The following is an 18,537-nucleotide window of genomic DNA, read 5'->3' on the forward strand; positions in this document are numbered from 1 at the left end:
GCTCAACACTCCCGGGATTCCTGGGTTGCTTCATCCAGCAGGCGCAAAAGCTGCACATCGCCGAGCCGCCCACCGTAGGTCTCCTGCAGGTTCTGGGCAGTGAAGGTCGTCGCCACCGGCCCGGCGGCGATGCGGTGGACATTGAGCAGCAACAGGTGATCGAAATAGTCGCGCACCGTGGCGAGGTCGTGATGGACACAGAGCAGGGTCTTGCCCTGGCGACGCAAGGTCTTGAGCACCTCCACGATGGCCTTCTCGGTAGCCGCATCGACCCCGGCGAAGGGTTCGTCGAGGATGGTCAGATCCGCCTCCTGGGTCAGCGCGCGAGCTAGGAAGACACGCTGCTGCTGGCCGCCCGAAAGCTCACCGATCTGGCGCCGGGCCAAGGCCTCCATGCCGACGCGACCCAGACTCTCCATGGCCATGTCGCGATGGTGCCGACGAGTAAACTGCCACCAGCGCAGATCGCGGAAAAGCCCCATGGTCACCACGTCGATCACCGTCGCGGGAAAGTCCCAATCGACGCTGCTGCGCTGCGGAACATAGGCCACACGGCGCGAACGGCCGTCATAGGGTTCGCCGAACACCCGGATGTCACCGGTCAGACGCCGAGTGATACCCAGAGCGGCCTTGAGCAGGCTCGACTTGCCGGCCCCGTTGGGTCCCACGATGGCGGTCATGCTGCCCGGTGGCGTGATGAAATCCACCGAGTGCACCACCGGCCGATGGTCATAGCTGACGGTCAGGCCATGGATCGCCAGGGGGCTCGCCACCACCTCGTCGGAGAGGTGCAGTGCATCATTCATTCGCTCACCTCCTCCCGGCTAAGTCGCCCCAGCCTACCCCCGGCAGGGGCCTCGCCCCCTAGCGCACGGGCGATCAGAGTGACGTTGTGATCGAACATCCCCAGCCAGGTGCCTTCGTAGGTAGCGGCCGACCCCATGGCATCGGAGAACAGTTCTCCACCGATTTCCACCGTCCAACCCTCGGCGGCCGCCCCCTCCACCAACGCCTGAACGTTACGATCCGATACCGACGACTCGATGAAGATGGCGCCGATGCGGCGGTCCACCAGCACGTCGACCAGCGACTCGATGCGGGCCAGGCCGGCCTCGCTCTCGGTGGAGAAACCCTGGATACCCATCACCTCGAACTCATAGGCATTGCCGAAGTAGCCGAAGGCATCATGCGCCGTCACCAGAACCCGCGACGACGCCGGCACGCTGTCGAGCACCTCGGCAGCATAGCCGTCCAGCGCCTCGAGCTCGGCGAGATAGGCCTCGGTACGCGCCTCGAACTCCTGGGCATGGTCAGGGGCCAGGTCGGCCAGGGCATCGCGGATGCCTTCCACTACCCATTGCCAGCGGCCGGGATCCATCCACACGTGAGGATCAGGCTGGTCAGGATACGCCTCATCGGCGAGACGCTGCTCGACCGGCACTGCCTCGCCGAGAGCGAAAACTGGCGTGCGTTCCGCCAACCGTGACAGGAAGTTGCGGAGTTGGGCTTCCAGGTTGAGACCGTTCCAGAACACCCCATCTGCCCGAGTCATGGCGGTAACGTCGTGGCGGGTCTGGCGATATAGATGCGGATCGACCCCAGGCCCCATCAAGCCCTGTACCTCGACTCGTTCTCCTCCCACCTCACGCAGGACATCGGCGATCATCGCGGTCGTGGCGACCAGTTGCAGTGGCCCTTCGTCCTCGTCGGCCATCACGGGGCCGGACAACACTCCCGCCAGTGCGAGCAGCGAGAGTCTCAGGGCAAGAGCACCTCGGAAGGAAGCAGTCATCGATGACCCTCGTGGTTAAATGGTGTTGTCGACCAGAATACGCGCTGGCCGTCAGTTCATGAATCGGCAGGATGCAAGATTCTGTGTCACCGGTGCCAGATGCCCGTTCGTGGTTTCCCGGCCGGCGGCACGAGAGTCTGTCACGGCAGGAGAATGGTGGAGCCGGTGGTCTTGCGACCCTGGAGGGCCTCCTGGGCCTTGCCGGCCTCCGCCAGCGGGTAGCGCTGGGCGATGTCGACCTTCACCTTGCCACTCTCTAGCATCTCGAAGAGCTCGCCGGCCATCCACTCCAGCCGCTCACGGGTGTCGGCATAGCCATTGAGGCTCGGCCGAGTGACGAACAGCGAGCCCTTCTTGTTGAGGATGCCGATATTGACCCCCTCCACGGCACCGGACGCATTGCCGAAGCTGACCATCAGCGAACGCGGCTTCAGGCAGTCCAGCGAGGTTTCCCAGGTATCCTTGCCCACCGAGTCATAAACCACGTCGCACATCTCGCCGCCAGTCAGCTCGCGCACCCGCTCGACGACGTCCTCGCGCGTGTAGTCGATGGTCGCCCAGGCACCGTTGCGCTCGGCCAGTGCCGCCTTCTCCGGCGAACTCACGGTGCCGATCAGCTTCACGCCCAGTGCCTTGGCCCACTGGCAGGCGATGGAGCCCACGCCCCCGGCAGCGGCATGCCAGAGGATCGTCTCGCCGCCCTCGAGCGGACAGGTCTGACGCAACAGATACTGCACGGTGAGCCCCTTGAGCATGCTCGCGGCGGCGGTCTCGACGTCGATGGACGGGGGCAGCGCTACCACCTTCTCTGCCGGCAGCACATGCTGTTCGGCATAGGCGCCCAGCGGGCCCTGAGCATAGGCGACACGGTCACCCACCTCGAGGTGGGTGACGCCCTCGCCCACCGCCTCGATCACGCCAGCCCCCTCGGTGCCCAGGCCGGAGGGCAGCGACGGGGCCGGATAAAGGCCGGTTCGGAAGTAGATGTCGATGAAGTTGAGGCCGACGGCCTGGTTCCTGACACGGACCTCACCGGAGCCCGGCTCGGCCGGGGTGACGTCGATGACTTCGAGGACTTCGGGCCCACCGGTGCGAGTGAACTGGATGCGCTTGGCCATGGGGATGCTTTCCTTGTGCTGCCTGGGGATGAGCCCACCAGTCAAGCGCCGTGTCCCCCCAGGGTCAAGCCACGTCGCCGTCAGAGCATGGCGGGAAAGGACTCCAGGCCGCGGATAAAGCGCGCCTTGTAGTCATCGAACTGCTCACGGTCGCGCTTGAAGGACTGGATCACTGCCGCCTCGTCGAAGGTCAGCGCCCGGGGCAGATCCTCGAGGGAAGTGGCGGGATGCTTGGGTCCCAGTCCGATCCGCACTCCGGCCTTGCCATCCAGCCAGCGCGTGATGCCCACCTCGCGGAAGCGAGCCTCCTGCTCGGCATCCCGGGCATCGATACGCAGGGGAGCCTTGAGCGCCAGCTCGGCAACCAGGCGCTCGGCCGGCCGTGCCACACCCTTCTGTTCTTGGCCCGGGTCCTGGCCCTGGTCCAGCTCGGCCAACAGCATCACCGTCATGCTGCTGCCGAGTTCGTCCAGCACGAGCAGAGCCAGCGCCACCGGGCGCGAATGATCATCCACCAGTGCCAGCACCCTCGCCGCCTCCTGCTTGACCAGCACCCCCAGGGTGCCGGCAAAGGTCGCCAGTGGCCTGAGGCCGGCCTCCTGGCCATAGGCCTCGGCACATAGCCTGGCCAGGCACGCCTCGCGTTGCTGGGAATTCTTGATATGCACCACTCTCATCTCAGCATCCTCGTCTCCGGCACCATCACCAGGGTCCCATCATCAGGCTCAGAGTCGCGCAGCCTACCATATCCAGGCCATGGCGGATGGCGATAGGCTATATGCCGCTACCTTGCCGCCAGTGGACGCCACCTTGCGCAAAAGGACGACTCCCCATGCACCCCGCTGACATTTCTTTGCCCCGACTGATCGCCCATCGCGGCCTTTCCGCCCATGCGCCGGAGAACACCCTCTCTGCCGTGCATGCCGCCCATCTCGCGGGCATCGACTGGGTAGAGCTCGACGTGCAGTTGCTCGGCGACGGGACCGCGGTGATCTGGCACGACGCCAACGTCCGGCGCTGCTCCGACGGTCGTGGGCGACTGGCCGACCTGGACCTGGCCACGGCGCGCGAGTTCGATGCGGGCAGTTGGTTCGGCGACGACTTCCGGGGCGAGCGTATTGCCACCCTCGAGGAAATGCTCATCCTGCTCGACGAGCTCGAGATGGGAGTGAACCTGGAGCTCAAGGTGAATCGCGGCCGAGACCCCCGGGCTCTGGTGGATACCGCCCTACCCGCGGTGATGGAGGCACTGCCGCCAACGAGGTGCGTGGTCTCCTCCTTCAACGATATCGCCCTGGCCCGGGCACGCGCCCTGGCCGGGCCCGAGTCGCTGGCGCTGGGCGTGCTCTTCGAGGCGCTCGGCCGTGAGTGGCGCTCACGCTGCGAGCCGGTGCAAGCCTGCAGCGTGCATGCCGACTGGAAGCGCCTCAAGGAGGTACACGTTCGCCAGGTCGTCGAGGCAGGCTACCGGCTACTCTGCTACACGGCCAACGATCCCACCGCCTTCGCTCCACGATGGCAATGGGGGGTCGAAGCGGTGATCAGCGACGACCCGGCGCGCTTCTTCGGTCACCTGCCCGCCGCCTGAACAAACCACCGGAGTAGGCGGCAGCCCCGGGGGTGAATCAGCAGCAACGCCAGTAAGAGCGGGCACGGCCTCACTTGTCAGGCTCAGGGCACGGCAACGAACACCCTCGAGCCCTCCACCTCGGCACTGGCAAGTCGCTGGCCATAGAGCCGTTCCAGGACCTCGGGCACCAGCATGCTTGCCGCCGGGCCCCAGCACGCCTCTCCGTTCGGATAGAGCAAAAGCAGGTGATCACACCAGCGAGCGGCCAGATTGAGGTCATGCAGGCAGATCATCACGGCACTGCCGCCGGCCGCCTGCTCGGCCAGCAGCCGCATCACCGCCACCTGGTGGTGCAGGTCCAGATGATTGGTGGGCTCGTCGGCGAGCCAGACGCCCGGACTCTGGGCCAGCAGGGTGGCAATCGCCAGACGCTGGCGTTCACCGCCGGAGAGCGTGGCCACCTGGCGCCCGCCAAGCGCCACCAGATCGAGTCGCGCCAGGGCGTGATGGGCCAGCGCCAGGTCCTCGGCGGTTTCCATCTGCCAGGGGGAAAGCCAGGGATGGCGGCCGATCAGGGCGGTCTCCTCCACCGTAGCGGGAAAGCCGTCGTGATGTTCCTGAAAGACCAGCCCCAGGCACTGGGCCAGCCGGCGACGGCCCAGGCGCGACAGCGGCACGCCATCTACCTCCACGCGACCGCGTCGCGGGGTGCGGAGCCCTGCCAGGGTATGCAAGAGGGTGGTCTTGCCCGCACCGTTGGGGCCGAGCACGCCCCACACCTGGCCCGGCAGCACCGCGAGGTCCAGGGGATCCCCCCCATCGCGGCCCGGCACATCGATGACCAGCCCTTGCGTCTCCAGGCGACTCATCAGCGGCTCCGATGCAGCAGATAGAGGAAGGTCGGCACGCCGAGCAAGGCGGTGATCACCCCCACCGGAAGCTGCTCGGGGGCGATGACCGTTCGTGCCAGGGTATCGGCCAGCACCAGCAGGGTGCCGCCGGCCAGGGCACAGGCAGGGCAGGATCAGCCGCTGGTCGTTGCCCAGCACCAGGCGCAGCATGTGCGGCACCACCAGCCCCACGAAGCCGATGCTCCCCGCCGTGGTGACCGCCACGGCGGTGACCAGGCTGGCCAGCAGGTAGATCAGCCACTCCAGCCGTCGGACCGCCACGCCCAGCGCCGCGGCTTGCAGCCCGCCCCGCGCCAGTACGTTGAGGCTACGTCCGAGCGGCACCACCAGCAGGCAGACCAGGGCCAGCAAGCCCAGCGCGACGCCGGGTCCCCGCGCATGGGCAAGGTCACCCATCAGCCAGTAGAGCATGCCCGGCAGCTGCCGGGCCGGGCTCAACGGCCAGCATCAGGGTGATGACCGCCCCCCAGCCGGAGGCGACGACCACGCCGGTGAGCAGCAGGCGTGACGGGGTCCAGCTGCCGGTCCCGTGGGCCAGGCCGAACACCAGCAGGGTTGCCGTCAGGGCACCGGCAAAGGCCGACCCGGAGACCAGGGCGCTGCCCAGCCCCGCCAGCATGGCCAACAGGGCCCCCACCGCCGCGCCGCCGGAAAGCCCCAGCACGTAGGGGTCCGCCAGCGGATTGCGCAGCAGTACCTGCATCAGGGCACCGGCCACTGCCAGCAGGCCGCCGGTGGCAAAGGCGGCCAAGGCCCGCGGCAGGCGCAGTTCCAGAATCAGGGTGCGTGAAACGGCCTCGCCGCCGCCCGCCAGCGCGACAAGGCTCTCCTTCAGAGAGATATCGGTACTCCCTGTCGTGACGGCAAACACCATGGCGACCAGGGCGAGCGCGGCCAGCACGCTCAGAGTCACCCCCAGGTGGCCAGGCGTCAGGTGCCCATGGGCCTTGACGCCTGGGCTTGGGCTTGAGCTAGTACCGGCCACGCGCCACCTCCAGCTTTTCGCAGAGCCGCCGGCTGCCCTCCAGCAGGCGTGGCGTGGGCCGCTGAAGCAGCGAAGGAGGCACGAAAAAGAGGTTGTCGCGGGCCACCGCCGTCAGGTCGGGATAGCGCCGCCAGTAGTCCAGCCAACTGCGATTCTCCTCTCCCCGACCACCGGCGAGGATCACCTCGGGGTCAGCCGCCAGCAGGGCTTCCTCGCCGATGCGCGGCACCAGCCGCGACAGGTCACCGAAAACATTCACGCCCCCACACAGGGTAACCACCTTGCCTATCAGGTGCTCGTCGTTGACGGTCATCAGCGGCGAGTCCCACACCTGATAGAACACGGAGACCGCGGGGGCAGCTTCATGGCGTGCTTCCAGCTCGGCGATCCCCTGGCGGAAGCGCTCGGCGGCCAGTGACCCCTGCGCCTCGCCGGCCAGCCGCGCCAGCCGTTCGAGGGCCGTGGCGATGCCCTCGAAATCCCGTGGCTCGATCCGGAATACCGGCACTCCCAGCCGTTCGAGGCGTGCCACCTGCTCGACAGGGTTGCCAGTGATCCAGCCGATCACCAGGTCCGGCTGCAGGCTGACCAGACGCTCCAGGTCAAGGCGGTCATGGCTGCCCACCGAGGGCAGCTTGCCCGCCTCGGGCGGAAAATCGCTGTGGTCCACCACTGCCACCAGCCGCTCCCCTGCCCCGGCGGCGAAGAGCAGCTCGGTGGCCCCAGGGGAGAGCGAGGCGATCCGCTCGGCCGGCGCCGCCAGGCAGATCTCGCGGCCACTGTCATCGATGGCGCAGACCTCGTCGGCATATACCTGCCCGACAAGGCCAAACAGCAACGCGAGCGAGACCCCAAGCATGACCGGCAGACGACGAGCGCCTGAGGCCTTGCTACTGGCCAAAGTGGACGCTGACAAAGGCCGCTCGGCCTGCGTTGATGTAGTCGAAAGGGATGGCTTCGAAGGTCACAGGGTCAAAATCCGACCCGCGTGCGGTGGCATATTCCTTGTCCAGCACATTGTCGACCGTCAGCCTCGCCGACCACATCGGCGCAAAGTCCCAACCGGCCCGTAAATCGACGATGCCATAGCCGGGCAGTCGCTGCTGGTTAGCGCTGTCGTTGTAGCGATGGTTCTGCGCCATCCAGGAAGCGCCCAGTGACCAGTCGCCCAACTCTCGATCGAGATCAAGACGCAGGCTCTGGGTGGCACGGCGCGCAAGCTGGTTCCCGGTCTCGCGGTCCTCTGGGTCGGTATAGGTAAGCGCCGCCGCCAGCGTCCAGCCATCGAGTTCGGCGCCAGCGGAGAGCTCGGCGCCATGAATCCTGGCCTCATTGACGTTGACCGGCCGGAAGCTGGCATCCAGCGCGATCAGGTCGTTCACCTCGGTCTGGTAGGCGGCAAGATCCCAGAACCAGGCGTCATACTGACCACGGATGCCGAGCTCGAACGTCTCGGATGATTCGGCATCCAGATCGGGGTTGCTCGAGCCGACAAAGGGAAAATAGAGCTCGTTGAAGGTGGGCGCGCGAAAAGCGGTTCCATAGCTGGCGCGGGCAACATGATGCTCGTCCAACTCATAGCCCAGTGCGAGGCTGCCGGTCAGTTCCTCTCCGAACGCCTGATTGTCGTCATGGCGCAGACTGAGCTGGGTCGTCAACGGCTGGAAGTCCAGCAGCCCCTGGGCGAACACCGCCCGGTTGTCGCGGCTATCCTCGTCAAAGGCGAGCCCGGACGTCTGGCTGTCGCCCAGATCATCTTCACTGTACTCGGCGCCGAACACCACTTCATGCCGCCCCATCGCGAGGGTGTTCTTCCACTCGGCGGTACGGGTCCGGGTCTCGAACAGGGAGCTATAGGTCGGTGCCAGGGTATCGCGCTCGTCACGCGCCTCGCTGAGGGTGACACGACTCGTCCAGGTATCCGTCACGGGAGCTTCTGCATACACCGCCGCCACCTGCTGAACGAAGTCGTCTTCTGCAGGCCCCGACGCATCGAATTCCGTGTTTCCGCGGCCGCGAAGCGCCAACATGCCGACCTCACCGCCCCCCAAAAAGGTATGCGAGAGCCTGATCATGCCGGTGGTGTTGTCGTACCCCTTGTCATCGCCGCCGCGGCGAACCGGCACGCCCTCGGTATCGAAACGGCTGGCGGCAAAGTGGTAACGGGTGCCGCCCTCGGCGCCGGAGAGACTGGCGGAGTAACGCTGAGTATCGAAGGAACCGCCAGCGAAGAAGAACCGAGGTGTGGGCTCCCCCTGCCCTTCCGGTGTGAACAGTTGGATCACGCCGCCCACTGCATCGGCGCCATAGAGACTGCCGCGGGGCCCTCGCACGATCTCGGCACGCTCGAACATGCGCGGATCCAGGAATTCCCAGGACGCCGCCCCCGTGGTCGCGGAACGCAGTCGGATGCCATCAATCATCAGCACATTGGCATTGCTGCCCGTCCCACGGATGAAGACGCTGCTCTGCTTGCCGAAACTGCCCTGGGTGGTGACATCTACCCCTGCCTGGCCACGCAGCACCTCGGTAACACTTGAGGGATCCTGGCGGCGCAGGGCGGCCTCGTCGAGCACGGTGACGGACGAGAGGCTCTGATCGGCGGTGCGGGGTGCCAGTGTGGCAGTCACGACCATCGGATTGAGCTCGACGGTAGCAGACTCCTGCTTAGCGCTGTTCGACTGGGCCTGAACGGCCAGTGGAAGTGTCGCCAGTCCGAAGGCAGCGAGGCCGGAGGTGGCAATGATGCGGTTTTTCATGGAATGTCCCTTGCTCGCCGTACTCACCCGTACGACTGTTCAGTATTGCAGTCACCGGGACGGCAAGGGATCAAGGAAGAGGGAAACGAAAGAGAGACGACGCCTGCCCAGCCTCCTGGTCGCCCACCGCAACCCGGCATTTACTCTCGGGCCGGTCTCCGGGCTTACGAGTGAGTACCGGGCATGAGGCAGGCCCGGCTCAGGAACGACCGCCTTCCCGTGCAGCAGCACAGTGGCATGATGGCCGTTCTTTCCTCGATCACCGTTGCGGGGGCAGCGTCGGAATGGGATCACCGACTTCCCGTTTCACTGGCAGACATTTCCACCAGCACCTGAGAGGTGCGAGTACGCTAGCAACCCCTCGATAAAGCGTCAACGCGCACCTTGCGGCTGGTTGACCTGGCGCAGTTAATCTTCCGACGGACTGACAGCGCAACGGCACCCATTTATACTGATCATTCATACAGCAAACAGGCCCCTTCGATGATCCATCAGTCGAGCCCCGACCGGGAGGCCCGCAGGGGTCGTGGCGCCACCTTTGACCCCCACAACCGCTTCGCCCCGACCACCAGCGAGCCGATCGACGACGGTTGGTGGCAGGAAGAGGCGCCGACGAGCCTGGCTACCGAGGTAAGCGAGGAGCATACCCGCAGCGCCCTGGCCTGGAACAGTTCTCCCGACCTGCCCTTCGACCGCTCGATCAACCCCTATCGAGGCTGCGAGCATGGCTGCATCTACTGCTACGCACGGCCGAGCCACGCCTACTGGGACCTCTCCCCGGGGCTCGACTTCGAGACGAAGCTGATCGCCCGCACCGGCCTGCTGGAGCGCCTGCGAGACGAGCTGTGCAGGCCCGGTTACCAGTGCCGGCCCATCAATCTCGCCGGCAATACCGATGCCTACCAGCCCCTGGAGGCCCGCTACGCCACCACCCGCGCCATCCTGGAACTGCTGCTCGAGTGCCGTCATCCAGTGACGTTGGTGACCAAGGGCGGGCTGATACTGCGTGACCTCGACCTGCTGCAGGCCCTGGCCAGACAGCGCCTGGTGCGAGTGATGATCAGCCTCACCAGCCTCGATACCGAGCTCAAGCGCAGCCTGGAGCCGAGGGCTGCCTCCCCGTCGGCAAGGCTGAGAGTGATCCGTACCCTGGCCGAGGCCGGTGTACCGGTGGGTGCCCTGGTCTCGCCGGTGATTCCGGGGCTGACCGACCATGAGCTCGAGCGCCTGCTCGAGGCCGCCGCCGACGCCGGGGCCACTACCGCCGGCTGGATGCTGCTGCGCCTGCCCCGTGAGGTCGCCCCGCTGTTCGAGGCGTGGTTAGTCGAGCACTATCCCGAACGGGCCGGCAAGGTCATGAGCCTGATCCGCCAGTGTCGGGGCGGCGCGGACTACGACCCGCGATTCGGCACGCGCATGCGGGGCGAGGGGGTGTTTGCGGAGCTGCTCGAGCAGCGCTTCCACAAGGCCTGTCGCCGCGTTGGTTTGAATGATCCAGCGGCCATGGCGAGCCAGCCACTGGATACCACGGCCTTCCGTCCACCCCGCGCCCAGGGGGATCTCTTCGAGTGAGCTTGAGCGAGACTAGGGAATCAGCACCGCCGCACCGGAGAGTCGCCCCTCGCGCAGGTCCTCAAGCGCCTGGTTGGCCTGTTCCAGCGGGTAGGCATGAGTCTCGGTGTGGATGGGCACCTCGGGCGCGAGCGCCAGGAACTCCTCGCCATCCCGACGGGTGAGGTTGGCCACCGAGCTCAGGCTTCGCTCCTCCCAGAGCAGGCGATAGGGAAAGGAGGGGATATCGGACATGTGGATGCCCCCGGAAACCACCGCGCCGCCGGGCCGCACCGCGGCAAGTGCCGTGGGGATGAGCTCGCCCACCGGGGCGAAGAGCAGCGCGGCGTCCAGGCGTTCGGGTGGGGCCTCGTCGCTGCCCCCGGCCCAGACGGCACCGAGCCGCTGCGCGAAATCCTGCGCCTGGGTGTCGCCGGGTCGGGTGAAGGCATAAATCTGCTGACCGCGGGCGATGGCCAACTGGGCCAGGATGTGGGCCGCGGCACCGAAGCCGTAGATGCCGAGCCGACGGTTCGCCTCACCGCCGGCCAGCCGCCAGGTACGATAGCCGATCAGCCCCGCACACAGCAGCGGGGCGGCTGACTGAGCGTCCTCGGCATTCAGGGGAAAGCAGTAGCGAGCATCGGCCACGCAGTACTCCGCATAGCCGCCGTCTCGGGTATAGCCGGTGAACTCGGCGCGTTCGCAGAGGTTCTCGCGGCCGGCCCGGCAGGGGTCGCATTCGCCGCAGGTCCAGCCCAACCAGGGCACCCCGACCCGTGTGCCTGGAGCCGGTGCCTGAACACCCTCCCCCAGCGCGGTCACCTCGCCGACGATCTCGTGGCCGGGGATCAGCGGCAACCGAGGCTCGGTGAGCTCGCCATCGAGGACATGAAGGTCCGTCCGGCAGACCCCGCAGGCCAGCACGCGAACCTCGACCTCACCGGGTCCGGGCGTGTGGCGTTCAACCCGCTCCAGTTCGAGTGGCCTGCCCGGGGCATGCAGGCGCATGGCACGCATGGACTCGCTCATCGGCTTTCCTCCTGCTGCTGCACGTATTCACTCCCGGCAGGATAGCCGGGAGTTCAAGCGGAGACCTTGACCTCGTACCCGGTAAACTTGCGCAGATTGATCACCCCACTGTCGAGGATCAGGTACTGGCCCTTGATGCCCAGCAGCGTGCCGGCAACGTGGGGGTGCTTGTCCAGATTGTGGGAGACCACCTTGGTGGGGAATTCGAGCACCGGGTAGTCGAAGCTCAGCGGCGACTCATCCAGGGGGCGGATAGTGTCGGCCCCGAAACGTTCGCGCAGGTTGGCCAGGCCGGCATCCAGGCGCGCCAACAGGCGGTCCCTCTCGGCCACCAGATCGAGAGCCCGGGTGTCGCCCTTGAGCATGGCCCGCCAGTTGGTGCGATCCGAGACCTCCTCCTTGAACAGCACCTCGACGAAGCCCGACTGCTGGCGGGTATCCACTTCCAAAATCGGCAGAGCCTGCACGGCGCCCTGGTCGAGCCAGCGGGTCGGCATCTGGCTGGAGCGGGTGATCCCCACCTTGAGGCCAGAGGCGTTGGCCAGATAGACCACATGGGGCTGGAAGCAATGGCGCTCGGCCCAGTCGGGCTCGCGGCAGGTGCCTTCGAAGAAGTGACAGAGCTCCGGCTTCATGATGCAGGTGTCGCACTGGGCGAGCCGCTTGAAGCACGGGTAGCAATGACCCTGGGCGAAGCTCTTCCTGGTGGCCCTGCCGCAGTGGGTGCAGGCGATGGCGCCGGTCCACTCCAGGTGCAAGGGCTTACCGAGGCAGGCATTGAGGTCGAGACGGGCCTCGCCGGCCCGCAGCACGTAGCGGGCCGGAGTCCCCGGCTCGACGGCCATCTTGCTCAGGCAACCCTGCAGCGCCGTGGCGGCATCGATCGACTCAGTCACGGCTGGCATCCCGGGCCAGGCCGGCCCGTTCAGGGGACACATCGGCCCCACTGCTGGCGCTACCGCAGGTGCGCCGTTGCAGATAGCCGACGCGCTCTTCCTCGGGAACCCGGTTCTCCACCTCGTAGCGCATCACCGCCTCGAGGCACAGCTCGGTCTGCTCGGCCGTCAGCATCCGGCCATCCGGCCACTTGCGCAGCGACACGGCCCGCTTGAGGCTCTCGTAGATGGACGGGGTCATCTGCTGGATCATGCGATCGAAGGACATCTCGCTCATGAGTGGGGCTCTCTCAGGATTGACGGCGGGCACGGCCGGAATGATACCAGCCCAGCACGAGGCCCACGACCAGCCCGCCCAGGTGTGCTTCGTTTGCCACGTTGCCGAATCCCACCATGGCGGCCATGTCGGTCATCGCGAAGACCAGCCAGCCGAGCATGAAGACCACCAGCATCTGGGGCACGAAGAAGCCGCTGCGCGGCGCGCGCCTCGACATCAGCCAGACATAGGCCAGCAGGGCGAAATCGACGCCGGACATACCGCCGAACAGCACGGTTCCGGTGGCATATTGGGCCAGGTTGGCGACGATGCCGGCGATGACCAGCAGCATCAGCATCCGCGTGCTGCCCTGTAGCGCTTCCACCTGGCGACCGAAGTACCAGAGCCACAGCATGTTGAAGATCAAGTGCATCCAGCCGAAGTGCAGGAAAGCCGGTGAAAGAAGCCGCCACACCTGGCCCGAGGCGAGGGCCTCGCCGAGGTTGCCGTAGGCCAGACCGCCATTGGTCACGACCACCGGTACGATGGTCAGCGCCGCGACTACGCGGTCGCCGAGTACCCCCATGGCGGCGAAGACCACCAGGCTCAGCGCCAACGCGAGAGACGTCACCGGCACCTGGCGGAAGGGACCAAGCAACTCGCCAGTCGAAGGCCTCGCGACCGGCGATTTATCGGGCATCAGCGGCTCGCCCTGCCGCCAGCGCTCGAGCAGCCCGAGCATCGCATCGTGCTGCTCGGGGTCGACCAGCCACAGCACCTGGCCCTCGCTCTCCTCGGTGACGCGATGCCCGATGCGATGAGCCCAGAGGGCGCGCCGCAGCTCACGGGTATCGACATCGTGGGGCAACAGGATTACCCGATACATGGCGTCTCCAGCGGTTGACGAGCCCGGCGTGGCGGCGCGTACAGGCCACGCAAAGAAAAAGTCCGGCGGAGGGGGCCGCCGGACAAGAGCAAGGGATCATTCAAGGGAACACCTACTCTGATGGCGTGGGTTGGCGAGAGTTCAATCCGATGACACGCCTTTTTCGTAACAAAATGTATCAATCGAAATCGATCTCCCAAGGCTGCGGCCGAGCCTGCTCCTCGCGGGGCACGCGAACCCATACGAAGTGATCGGCATCGAGCCTCGATTCACCACTCCAGCGGTAGGCCACCAGGCGACCGAACTTGACCGCACTGTAGTCCAGGCACGCAATGTTGGCGGCGGGCAGGGCCGGAACACCCTCGCACCAGTAGTGGCCGATGAACAGCGGCGGCTGCTCGGGCCCATAGTAGCTCAGGTACGAGCGCTCCTCAGCGGAGAGCTCACGATGCTCCAGATTGCCGGGCAGATTGTCCGGCTGGAAGATCACGTCACCCCAGGTCTGCGGCTGCCGGGCCCAGAAGTGGGCACGGAAGCTGCGCCGGGTGAAGCCATCTCCTGAGTGGATTTCCACACCGTCCGGCAGGGGCACATGGGTGCCGCGTGTCAGGCGGTCGAGAATACGGAACTCCAGGGTACCGGGCACCGCCGAGGCGGCCAGGAAGGCCTCATCGATGCACCCGTCGGGATGTTCACGTCGCAATTCCTCCACCAGCGGCTGGTCCCAGCAGGCATGCACCACCCGCAGGCCGTCGAGTTCCAGGCACAGCGGAATATCCAGAAACCAGGCAAGCACTTCCTCCCACTCCTGGGGATGGTCGTGGTACTGCTCCAGGGTCTCCTTGATGATGCGATTATGGCGCGGCGAGTGCTCGCGCAGCCACTCGTGCCCAAAGCTTCCGGGAGCACGATGGCTGTAAGCCAGGGCATTGACCTCGTGATTACCCATGACGATATGGGCCTCGCCCTCCTCGACCATGCGTCGGGCGATGGTGACCGCCAGGCGAATGCGGGGGCCCCGGTCGATCAGGTCGCCGAGAAAGATCACCTTGCGTCGCGGGTGACGGTAGACACCACCACGCTGGTGATAGCCGAGACGCTCGAGCAGTGAGCCCAGCGTTGCACCGCAGCCGTGGATATCGCCGATCAGGTCGTAGCCTTCGAGGCCGCCTTGCATGCTCACCTTGCTCCCCTTCCCTTAATCCCCCAGGCGGTTGCTCCAGCCCAGCTTGCTGCGCAGGACCTCGTAGAAGTTGTGGCCCAGAGGATGCACCAGTTGCACCCGCCGCGGCTTGCGCCGTATCACCAGCACATCGTCGGGCTTTGCCACCGCACGAGTCTGGCCATCGCAGCTGATATGCGGATAAGTCTGGTTGGTCTCGCCGATATGAATGCGGATCTCGCTGGCGGCATCGATGGCGATGGGGCGGCTAGACAGGGTGTGCGGGAACATCGGCACCAGGGTGACGACATCGAGCCTGGGGTGCATGATCGGTCCACCGCCGGAAAGTGCATAGGCCGTGGAGCCGGTAGGCGTGGCGATGATCAAGCCGTCGCTGCGCTGGCTGTAGACGAACTGATTGTCGATGAACAGCTCGAATTCGATCATGCGCACCGCCTTCCCCGGGTGCAGCACAACCTCGTTCAAGGCATCGCCGTTGCCTACCTGGACGTCGTCCCGGTAGAGCTCGGCATCCAGCAGAAAGCGCTGCTCGAGCTCATAGCGACCCTCGAGCACCTCGCCGACGCGCGCCTCGATCTCGTCGGGCGAGATGTCGGTGAGAAAGCCCAGCCGCCCACGATTGACACCCAGCACCAGAGTACCGCTCTGGCAAAGGGTACGCGCAGCACCGAGCAGGCTACCGTCGCCACCGACCACGATCACCAGGTCGCAGAGCTCACCGAGCAGTCGTCGACTGGCCTCGGGATGGCCATGATCAAGCAGTACCGTGGCGGTCCTGTCCTCGATGATGACGTGGTAGCCACCGGCATCGAGGAAGCGGATCAGGCGCTTGAGGGTATCGACCACCTTGGCACTGCCCAGACGACCGATCAGACCGATGTTCTTGAAGGTTGACATGCGCAGGCCTCTCGCTTCGCGGCCGCTCATTATGGCGACTGGCCGCGAGGCGGGCAAACGTGCTCAGGCAGTCTCGAGACGGCGGCGCTTCAGCCACCATTCGTTGAGTGCCAACGAACCAACGATGATGGCACCGCCCAGCCCCAGACGCAGCAGATCGGCATCGCGGTTCCAGATCACCAGATTGACCAGCAATCCTGCGGGGATCAGGGCATTGTTCATGATCGCCAGAGCACCGGCGTCGACCCGGGTAGCTCCCAGGTTCCACAGGAAGTAGCCGAGACCCGAGGCCACCAGCCCCAGCCACAGCAGCACACCCCACTGAACCCCGGAGCTGGGCAACCCTCCAGCATTGCCCAACAGTGCGAAAGCGGGCACGGCCACCGCCAGGGCACCCAGGTAGAACCATCCGAACACGCTGTGGCGCGGCAGGGTCTCGGGCAGGCCTGCCGACAGGCGTCGATAGCCCACCTGCCCCAGGGCAAAGCAGAGGTTTGCTCCCTGAACCACCAGGAAGCCTGCCCAGAAACCGCTGTCGAGACCCTGATAGCGGATCACGGCCGCACCCAGCACCGCCAGCGAGGCGGTCACCAGATAGAAGGGCGTGAAGCGACCGAAAAGGGCATCATCAAGCAACGCAATGTAGATCGGCGTGAAGATGGTGAACAGCAGGACCTCCGGCACCGAGAGCAGCAGGAAGGACTGGTAGAAGAAGATATACATCACGCCCAACTGCACCGCCCCCAGCCCCATCAACGCGAGCCGCTGGCGACCGCGCAAAAGCGAAGGACGCAGGAACGGCAAGAAGACCAGCGCTGCCAGGCCGATTCGCATCAGGACCGCGAAGTAGCTGTCTACCTGGCCGGCCAGGTAGACGCCGATCAGCGAGAATGAGAACGCCCATAGGACGGTGACACCGACGAGAAGGCCCAAGGTCAACTCCTAATAGATAGTGGGGTTGACGACGATTATACCCATCGAGTACGCGGAGCAAAGCCCTCGAGCGTGAACTGCCCCATCAGCGCCGCGAGTAACGCAACCACCAGAGCGCATGCACGACCCCGGGCAACCAGCCAAGCAGGGTCAGCACCAGGCTGACCATGACTCGGGTCCCGCCACCACGAGAGAGACCGACACCCAGGGGCGGAAGGAGCACCGCCAGGGCATGCAGGGCAAGCCGCGGCTCGGCAGCTGCTGCCTCGCTCGCGTCTCGGTCGGGCGATGCCTGTGCCTGGTCGACCCGGACCTGGTCACCAGCCGCCGGCGTGAAATGCCCGACAGCCTCCCGGGACTCATGCTCAAGCGCCTGGCGATGAGCCTCATGATTGATCTTCTGGTCGAGCGCTTCGGCGCCTTCAGCCAAGGTATCGTGATAGTGCTCCCACTCCTCCCAGTCGAAGGGCGTCCCCGCGCGAGGGCGATGGTCGCCGGCTTCCCTCGCTCGCAACCAGGCCTTCTCCTCCAGGGTGTTGGGGCGCTCCTGATCACGCTCGCCATCCAGCCCTTTTCGGGCCATGTACTCCCGTGCATCCATAAGGCAACTCCATTGAGCGTTGCACGCCGGCGCCATGGCCGGCCTGTTATACAGAGTGTGCCACATTGGAGCCGAGAACCGGGGCCGGGTTCCTGCTGTGAGCCGAAGGCCCTGTCCAGCGTGGACAAACGTTGGCGGCTCGCATATCGGGGAATATCCTGAGTCGGCTATGCTAGTCAGGACACGGCTGCGGCCCGAGCATGGCAACGCTAGCGCTGGCTGCAGCCCAGGCCATTACCGCCCAGTACAAGGAGGCACGCCATGCCCAACAAGGCCCCTACCACCGTGCGCGAGATCATGTCCCGCGACTGCTACCGGGTCACCGGCAAGACCTCGGTCTCCACCCTGGCCGAGGGCCTGGCACTGCATCGCCTGCCCGGGGTTCCCGTGGTGGACGAGCGAGACCACTTGATCGGCTTCATCTCCGAGCAAGATGTGATGGGCAAAGTGCTGGAAAGCTCCTACCTCAACGATGAGCCGCCTCTGGTGAAGGAACTGATGCGCAACGAGGTACTCTCGGTAGCACCCAACAAGAGCATCACCGACTTGGCCCAGGAGATGCTTGGCGCCAAGCCCAAGGTCTACCCGGTGGTCGAACAGAACCGACTGGTGGGCATCGTCACCCGCCGCGACGTGCTCAGTGCGCTGCTACGCATGCGCCACTCCTGACCACCTGCTGGCCCCATTCCTTTCCTCGACACCCGGCCCGACGCCGGGTCTCGTCGTTTCCAGAGTGGATGCAGTGCACCAAGAAAAGCCGCCCCATGAGGCATGGGGCGGCAAGATCGAAAGTGCAAGCTAAGGCAACAGTGTTAGCGACTGCTATCGCGTTGCTGCCTACTAACATTCAGACAGCGCCGCAGAGAAAAGTTCGCCAGGCAGTTAAAAAATCTCGGTAGCGTGCCGCTCTCCAGGCCCCGAACCTCTCGTACCTTACGGCAAGACAGAGAAAAACAGCGACTTAGCACCAAGAGAGCAAAAAAGCTCCGGGACTGCTTGCAAAGGCTAAGCGACTGGTTTTATTGTAGAACTCGCCTTGCGGGTGTAGCTCAATGGTAGAGCAGAAGCTTCCCAAGCTTAAGACGAGGGTTCGATTCCCTTCACCCGCTCCAAGCATCACCTAACCGACTGATCACCAAGAAATTTCCCGCCTTTCATGGGGTTAGG

Annotated in this window: 18 protein-coding genes, 1 tRNA gene, 1 pseudogene and 1 riboswitch; of the genes and pseudogenes, 4 read left to right on the forward strand and 16 right to left on the reverse strand. The window is 65.5% G+C overall.

Annotated features, from left to right (window positions below; translation table 11 throughout):
- Positions 1–2: 2 nt before the first annotated feature.
- The 4 genes from U5L98_RS12730 to U5L98_RS12745 all read right to left on the reverse strand — a co-directional run bounded on the left by U5L98_RS12730 (position 3) and on the right by U5L98_RS12745 (position 3,587).
- Positions 3–806, reverse strand: a complete 804-nt coding sequence (locus U5L98_RS12730; RefSeq protein WP_322558648.1) for a metal ABC transporter ATP-binding protein — start codon at positions 804–806, stop codon at positions 3–5.
- Positions 803–1,792 carry a metal ABC transporter solute-binding protein, Zn/Mn family gene (locus U5L98_RS12735; protein WP_322558649.1) on the reverse strand — a complete coding sequence of 330 codons (990 nt, stop codon included), beginning with the start codon at positions 1,790–1,792 and terminating at the stop codon, positions 803–805. Before U5L98_RS12735 ends, U5L98_RS12730 begins: the two co-directional genes overlap by 4 nt.
- A gap of 140 nt (positions 1,793–1,932) precedes the next feature.
- Positions 1,933–2,910, reverse strand: a complete 978-nt coding sequence (locus U5L98_RS12740) for a quinone oxidoreductase (protein ID WP_322558650.1) — start codon at positions 2,908–2,910, stop codon at positions 1,933–1,935.
- Positions 2,911–2,990: 80 nt separating this feature from the next.
- The gene (locus U5L98_RS12745) at positions 2,991–3,587 is read right to left on the reverse strand and encodes a hypothetical protein (protein WP_322558651.1); all 597 of its coding nucleotides are present in this window, start codon (positions 3,585–3,587) and stop codon (positions 2,991–2,993) included.
- 155 nt (positions 3,588–3,742) lie between these two features.
- Here U5L98_RS12745 and U5L98_RS12750 point away from each other — a divergent pair, with 155 nt between their 5' ends.
- Positions 3,743–4,498, forward strand: coding sequence for a glycerophosphodiester phosphodiesterase family protein (locus tag U5L98_RS12750; protein ID WP_322558652.1), 756 nt, complete (start codon positions 3,743–3,745; stop codon positions 4,496–4,498).
- Positions 4,499–4,581: 83 nt separating this feature from the next.
- Here U5L98_RS12750 and U5L98_RS12755 read toward each other — a convergent pair whose 3' ends face one another.
- The 4 genes and pseudogenes from U5L98_RS12755 to U5L98_RS12770 form a co-directional block, all read right to left on the reverse strand.
- Positions 4,582–5,349, reverse strand: a complete 768-nt coding sequence (locus U5L98_RS12755) for an ABC transporter ATP-binding protein (RefSeq protein ID WP_322558653.1) — start codon at positions 5,347–5,349, stop codon at positions 4,582–4,584.
- Positions 5,349–6,265 (reverse strand): annotated as a pseudogene (locus U5L98_RS12760) (FecCD family ABC transporter permease). The gene U5L98_RS12755 and the pseudogene U5L98_RS12760 overlap by 1 nt, the downstream one beginning before the upstream one ends.
- Positions 6,266–6,362: 97 nt before the next feature.
- Positions 6,363–7,235: a cobalamin-binding protein gene (locus U5L98_RS12765; RefSeq protein WP_322558654.1), complete on the reverse strand. Its 873-nt coding sequence runs from the start codon at positions 7,233–7,235 to the stop codon at positions 6,363–6,365.
- 31 nt (positions 7,236–7,266) lie between these two features.
- Positions 7,267–9,135: a TonB-dependent receptor domain-containing protein gene (locus U5L98_RS12770; protein WP_322558655.1), complete on the reverse strand. Its 1,869-nt coding sequence runs from the start codon at positions 9,133–9,135 to the stop codon at positions 7,267–7,269.
- A 131-nt stretch (positions 9,136–9,266) separates the two neighbouring features.
- Positions 9,267–9,486, reverse strand: a riboswitch (cobalamin riboswitch).
- 132 nt (positions 9,487–9,618) lie between these two features.
- Here U5L98_RS12770 and U5L98_RS12775 point away from each other — a divergent pair.
- On the forward strand, positions 9,619–10,707 hold the full coding sequence (locus tag U5L98_RS12775; RefSeq protein ID WP_322558656.1) for a PA0069 family radical SAM protein: 1,089 nt from the start codon (positions 9,619–9,621) through the stop codon (positions 10,705–10,707).
- A gap of 12 nt (positions 10,708–10,719) precedes the next feature.
- Here U5L98_RS12775 and U5L98_RS12780 read toward each other — a convergent pair whose 3' ends face one another.
- From U5L98_RS12780 to U5L98_RS12815, 8 genes are all read right to left on the reverse strand, one after another.
- The gene (locus U5L98_RS12780; protein WP_322558657.1) at positions 10,720–11,718 is read right to left on the reverse strand and encodes a zinc-dependent alcohol dehydrogenase family protein; all 999 of its coding nucleotides are present in this window, start codon (positions 11,716–11,718) and stop codon (positions 10,720–10,722) included.
- Positions 11,719–11,771: 53 nt separating this feature from the next.
- The gene (locus tag U5L98_RS12785) at positions 11,772–12,623 is read right to left on the reverse strand and encodes a DUF2797 domain-containing protein (protein WP_322558658.1); all 852 of its coding nucleotides are present in this window, start codon (positions 12,621–12,623) and stop codon (positions 11,772–11,774) included.
- A complete protein-coding gene (locus tag U5L98_RS12790) occupies positions 12,607–12,891 on the reverse strand; it encodes a YeaC family protein (RefSeq protein WP_322558659.1) in 285 nt (94 codons plus the stop codon). Before U5L98_RS12790 ends, U5L98_RS12785 begins: the two co-directional genes overlap by 17 nt.
- 13 nt (positions 12,892–12,904) lie before the next feature.
- Positions 12,905–13,756: a rhomboid family intramembrane serine protease gene (locus U5L98_RS12795; RefSeq protein ID WP_322558660.1), complete on the reverse strand. Its 852-nt coding sequence runs from the start codon at positions 13,754–13,756 to the stop codon at positions 12,905–12,907.
- A 178-nt stretch (positions 13,757–13,934) separates the two neighbouring features.
- The gene (locus U5L98_RS12800; RefSeq protein WP_322558661.1) at positions 13,935–14,933 is read right to left on the reverse strand and encodes a metallophosphoesterase; all 999 of its coding nucleotides are present in this window, start codon (positions 14,931–14,933) and stop codon (positions 13,935–13,937) included.
- 21 nt (positions 14,934–14,954) lie between these two features.
- Entirely contained in the window at positions 14,955–15,836 is an 882-nt protein-coding gene (locus U5L98_RS12805; protein ID WP_322558662.1) for an NAD(+) kinase, read from the reverse strand.
- A gap of 63 nt (positions 15,837–15,899) precedes the next feature.
- On the reverse strand, positions 15,900–16,769 hold the full coding sequence (locus U5L98_RS12810) for a DMT family transporter (protein WP_322558663.1): 870 nt from the start codon (positions 16,767–16,769) through the stop codon (positions 15,900–15,902).
- Positions 16,770–16,854: 85 nt separating this feature from the next.
- Positions 16,855–17,370: a YqaE/Pmp3 family membrane protein gene (locus tag U5L98_RS12815; protein WP_322558664.1), complete on the reverse strand. Its 516-nt coding sequence runs from the start codon at positions 17,368–17,370 to the stop codon at positions 16,855–16,857.
- Between the two features lie 261 nt (positions 17,371–17,631).
- Between U5L98_RS12815 and U5L98_RS12820 the strand changes: the two genes are divergently transcribed.
- Together U5L98_RS12820 and U5L98_RS12825 are read left to right on the forward strand one after the other, a co-directional pair.
- Entirely contained in the window at positions 17,632–18,039 is a 408-nt protein-coding gene (locus tag U5L98_RS12820) for a CBS domain-containing protein (protein WP_322558665.1), read from the forward strand.
- A gap of 369 nt (positions 18,040–18,408) precedes the next feature.
- Positions 18,409–18,482 (forward strand) — tRNA-Gly (locus U5L98_RS12825).
- The last annotated feature ends 55 nt before the right edge of the window (positions 18,483–18,537 follow it).

It is taken from the genome of Halomonas sp., from assembly GCF_034520545.1.
In the GTDB taxonomy this organism is placed as follows: Bacteria; Pseudomonadota; Gammaproteobacteria; order Pseudomonadales; family Halomonadaceae; genus Halomonas.

Excerpts from the sequence above, each read along its gene's own strand:
- U5L98_RS12780 (WP_322558657.1), bottom strand. The coding sequence starts at position 11,718 with ATGAGCGAGTCCATGCGTGCCATGCGCCTGCATGCCCCGGGCAGGCCA.
- U5L98_RS12750 (WP_322558652.1), top strand. The coding sequence starts at position 3,743 with ATGCACCCCGCTGACATTTCTTTGCCCCGACTGATCGCCCATCGCGGC.
- U5L98_RS12745 (WP_322558651.1), bottom strand. The coding sequence starts at position 3,587 with ATGAGAGTGGTGCATATCAAGAATTCCCAGCAACGCGAGGCGTGCCTG.
- U5L98_RS12775 (WP_322558656.1), top strand. The coding sequence starts at position 9,619 with ATGATCCATCAGTCGAGCCCCGACCGGGAGGCCCGCAGGGGTCGTGGC.
- U5L98_RS12790 (WP_322558659.1), bottom strand. The coding sequence starts at position 12,891 with ATGAGCGAGATGTCCTTCGATCGCATGATCCAGCAGATGACCCCGTCC.
- U5L98_RS12785 (WP_322558658.1), bottom strand. The coding sequence starts at position 12,623 with ATGCCAGCCGTGACTGAGTCGATCGATGCCGCCACGGCGCTGCAGGGT.
- U5L98_RS12800 (WP_322558661.1), bottom strand. The coding sequence starts at position 14,933 with ATGCAAGGCGGCCTCGAAGGCTACGACCTGATCGGCGATATCCACGGC.
- U5L98_RS12740 (WP_322558650.1), bottom strand. The coding sequence starts at position 2,910 with ATGGCCAAGCGCATCCAGTTCACTCGCACCGGTGGGCCCGAAGTCCTC.
- U5L98_RS12765 (WP_322558654.1), bottom strand. The coding sequence starts at position 7,235 with ATGCTTGGGGTCTCGCTCGCGTTGCTGTTTGGCCTTGTCGGGCAGGTA.
- U5L98_RS12730 (WP_322558648.1), bottom strand. The coding sequence starts at position 806 with ATGAATGATGCACTGCACCTCTCCGACGAGGTGGTGGCGAGCCCCCTG.
- U5L98_RS12805 (WP_322558662.1), bottom strand. The coding sequence starts at position 15,836 with ATGTCAACCTTCAAGAACATCGGTCTGATCGGTCGTCTGGGCAGTGCC.
- U5L98_RS12815 (WP_322558664.1), bottom strand. The coding sequence starts at position 17,370 with ATGGATGCACGGGAGTACATGGCCCGAAAAGGGCTGGATGGCGAGCGT.
- U5L98_RS12795 (WP_322558660.1), bottom strand. The coding sequence starts at position 13,756 with ATGTATCGGGTAATCCTGTTGCCCCACGATGTCGATACCCGTGAGCTG.
- U5L98_RS12770 (WP_322558655.1), bottom strand. The coding sequence starts at position 9,135 with ATGAAAAACCGCATCATTGCCACCTCCGGCCTCGCTGCCTTCGGACTG.
- U5L98_RS12755 (WP_322558653.1), bottom strand. The coding sequence starts at position 5,349 with ATGAGTCGCCTGGAGACGCAAGGGCTGGTCATCGATGTGCCGGGCCGC.
- U5L98_RS12735 (WP_322558649.1), bottom strand. The coding sequence starts at position 1,792 with ATGACTGCTTCCTTCCGAGGTGCTCTTGCCCTGAGACTCTCGCTGCTC.
- U5L98_RS12820 (WP_322558665.1), top strand. The coding sequence starts at position 17,632 with ATGCCCAACAAGGCCCCTACCACCGTGCGCGAGATCATGTCCCGCGAC.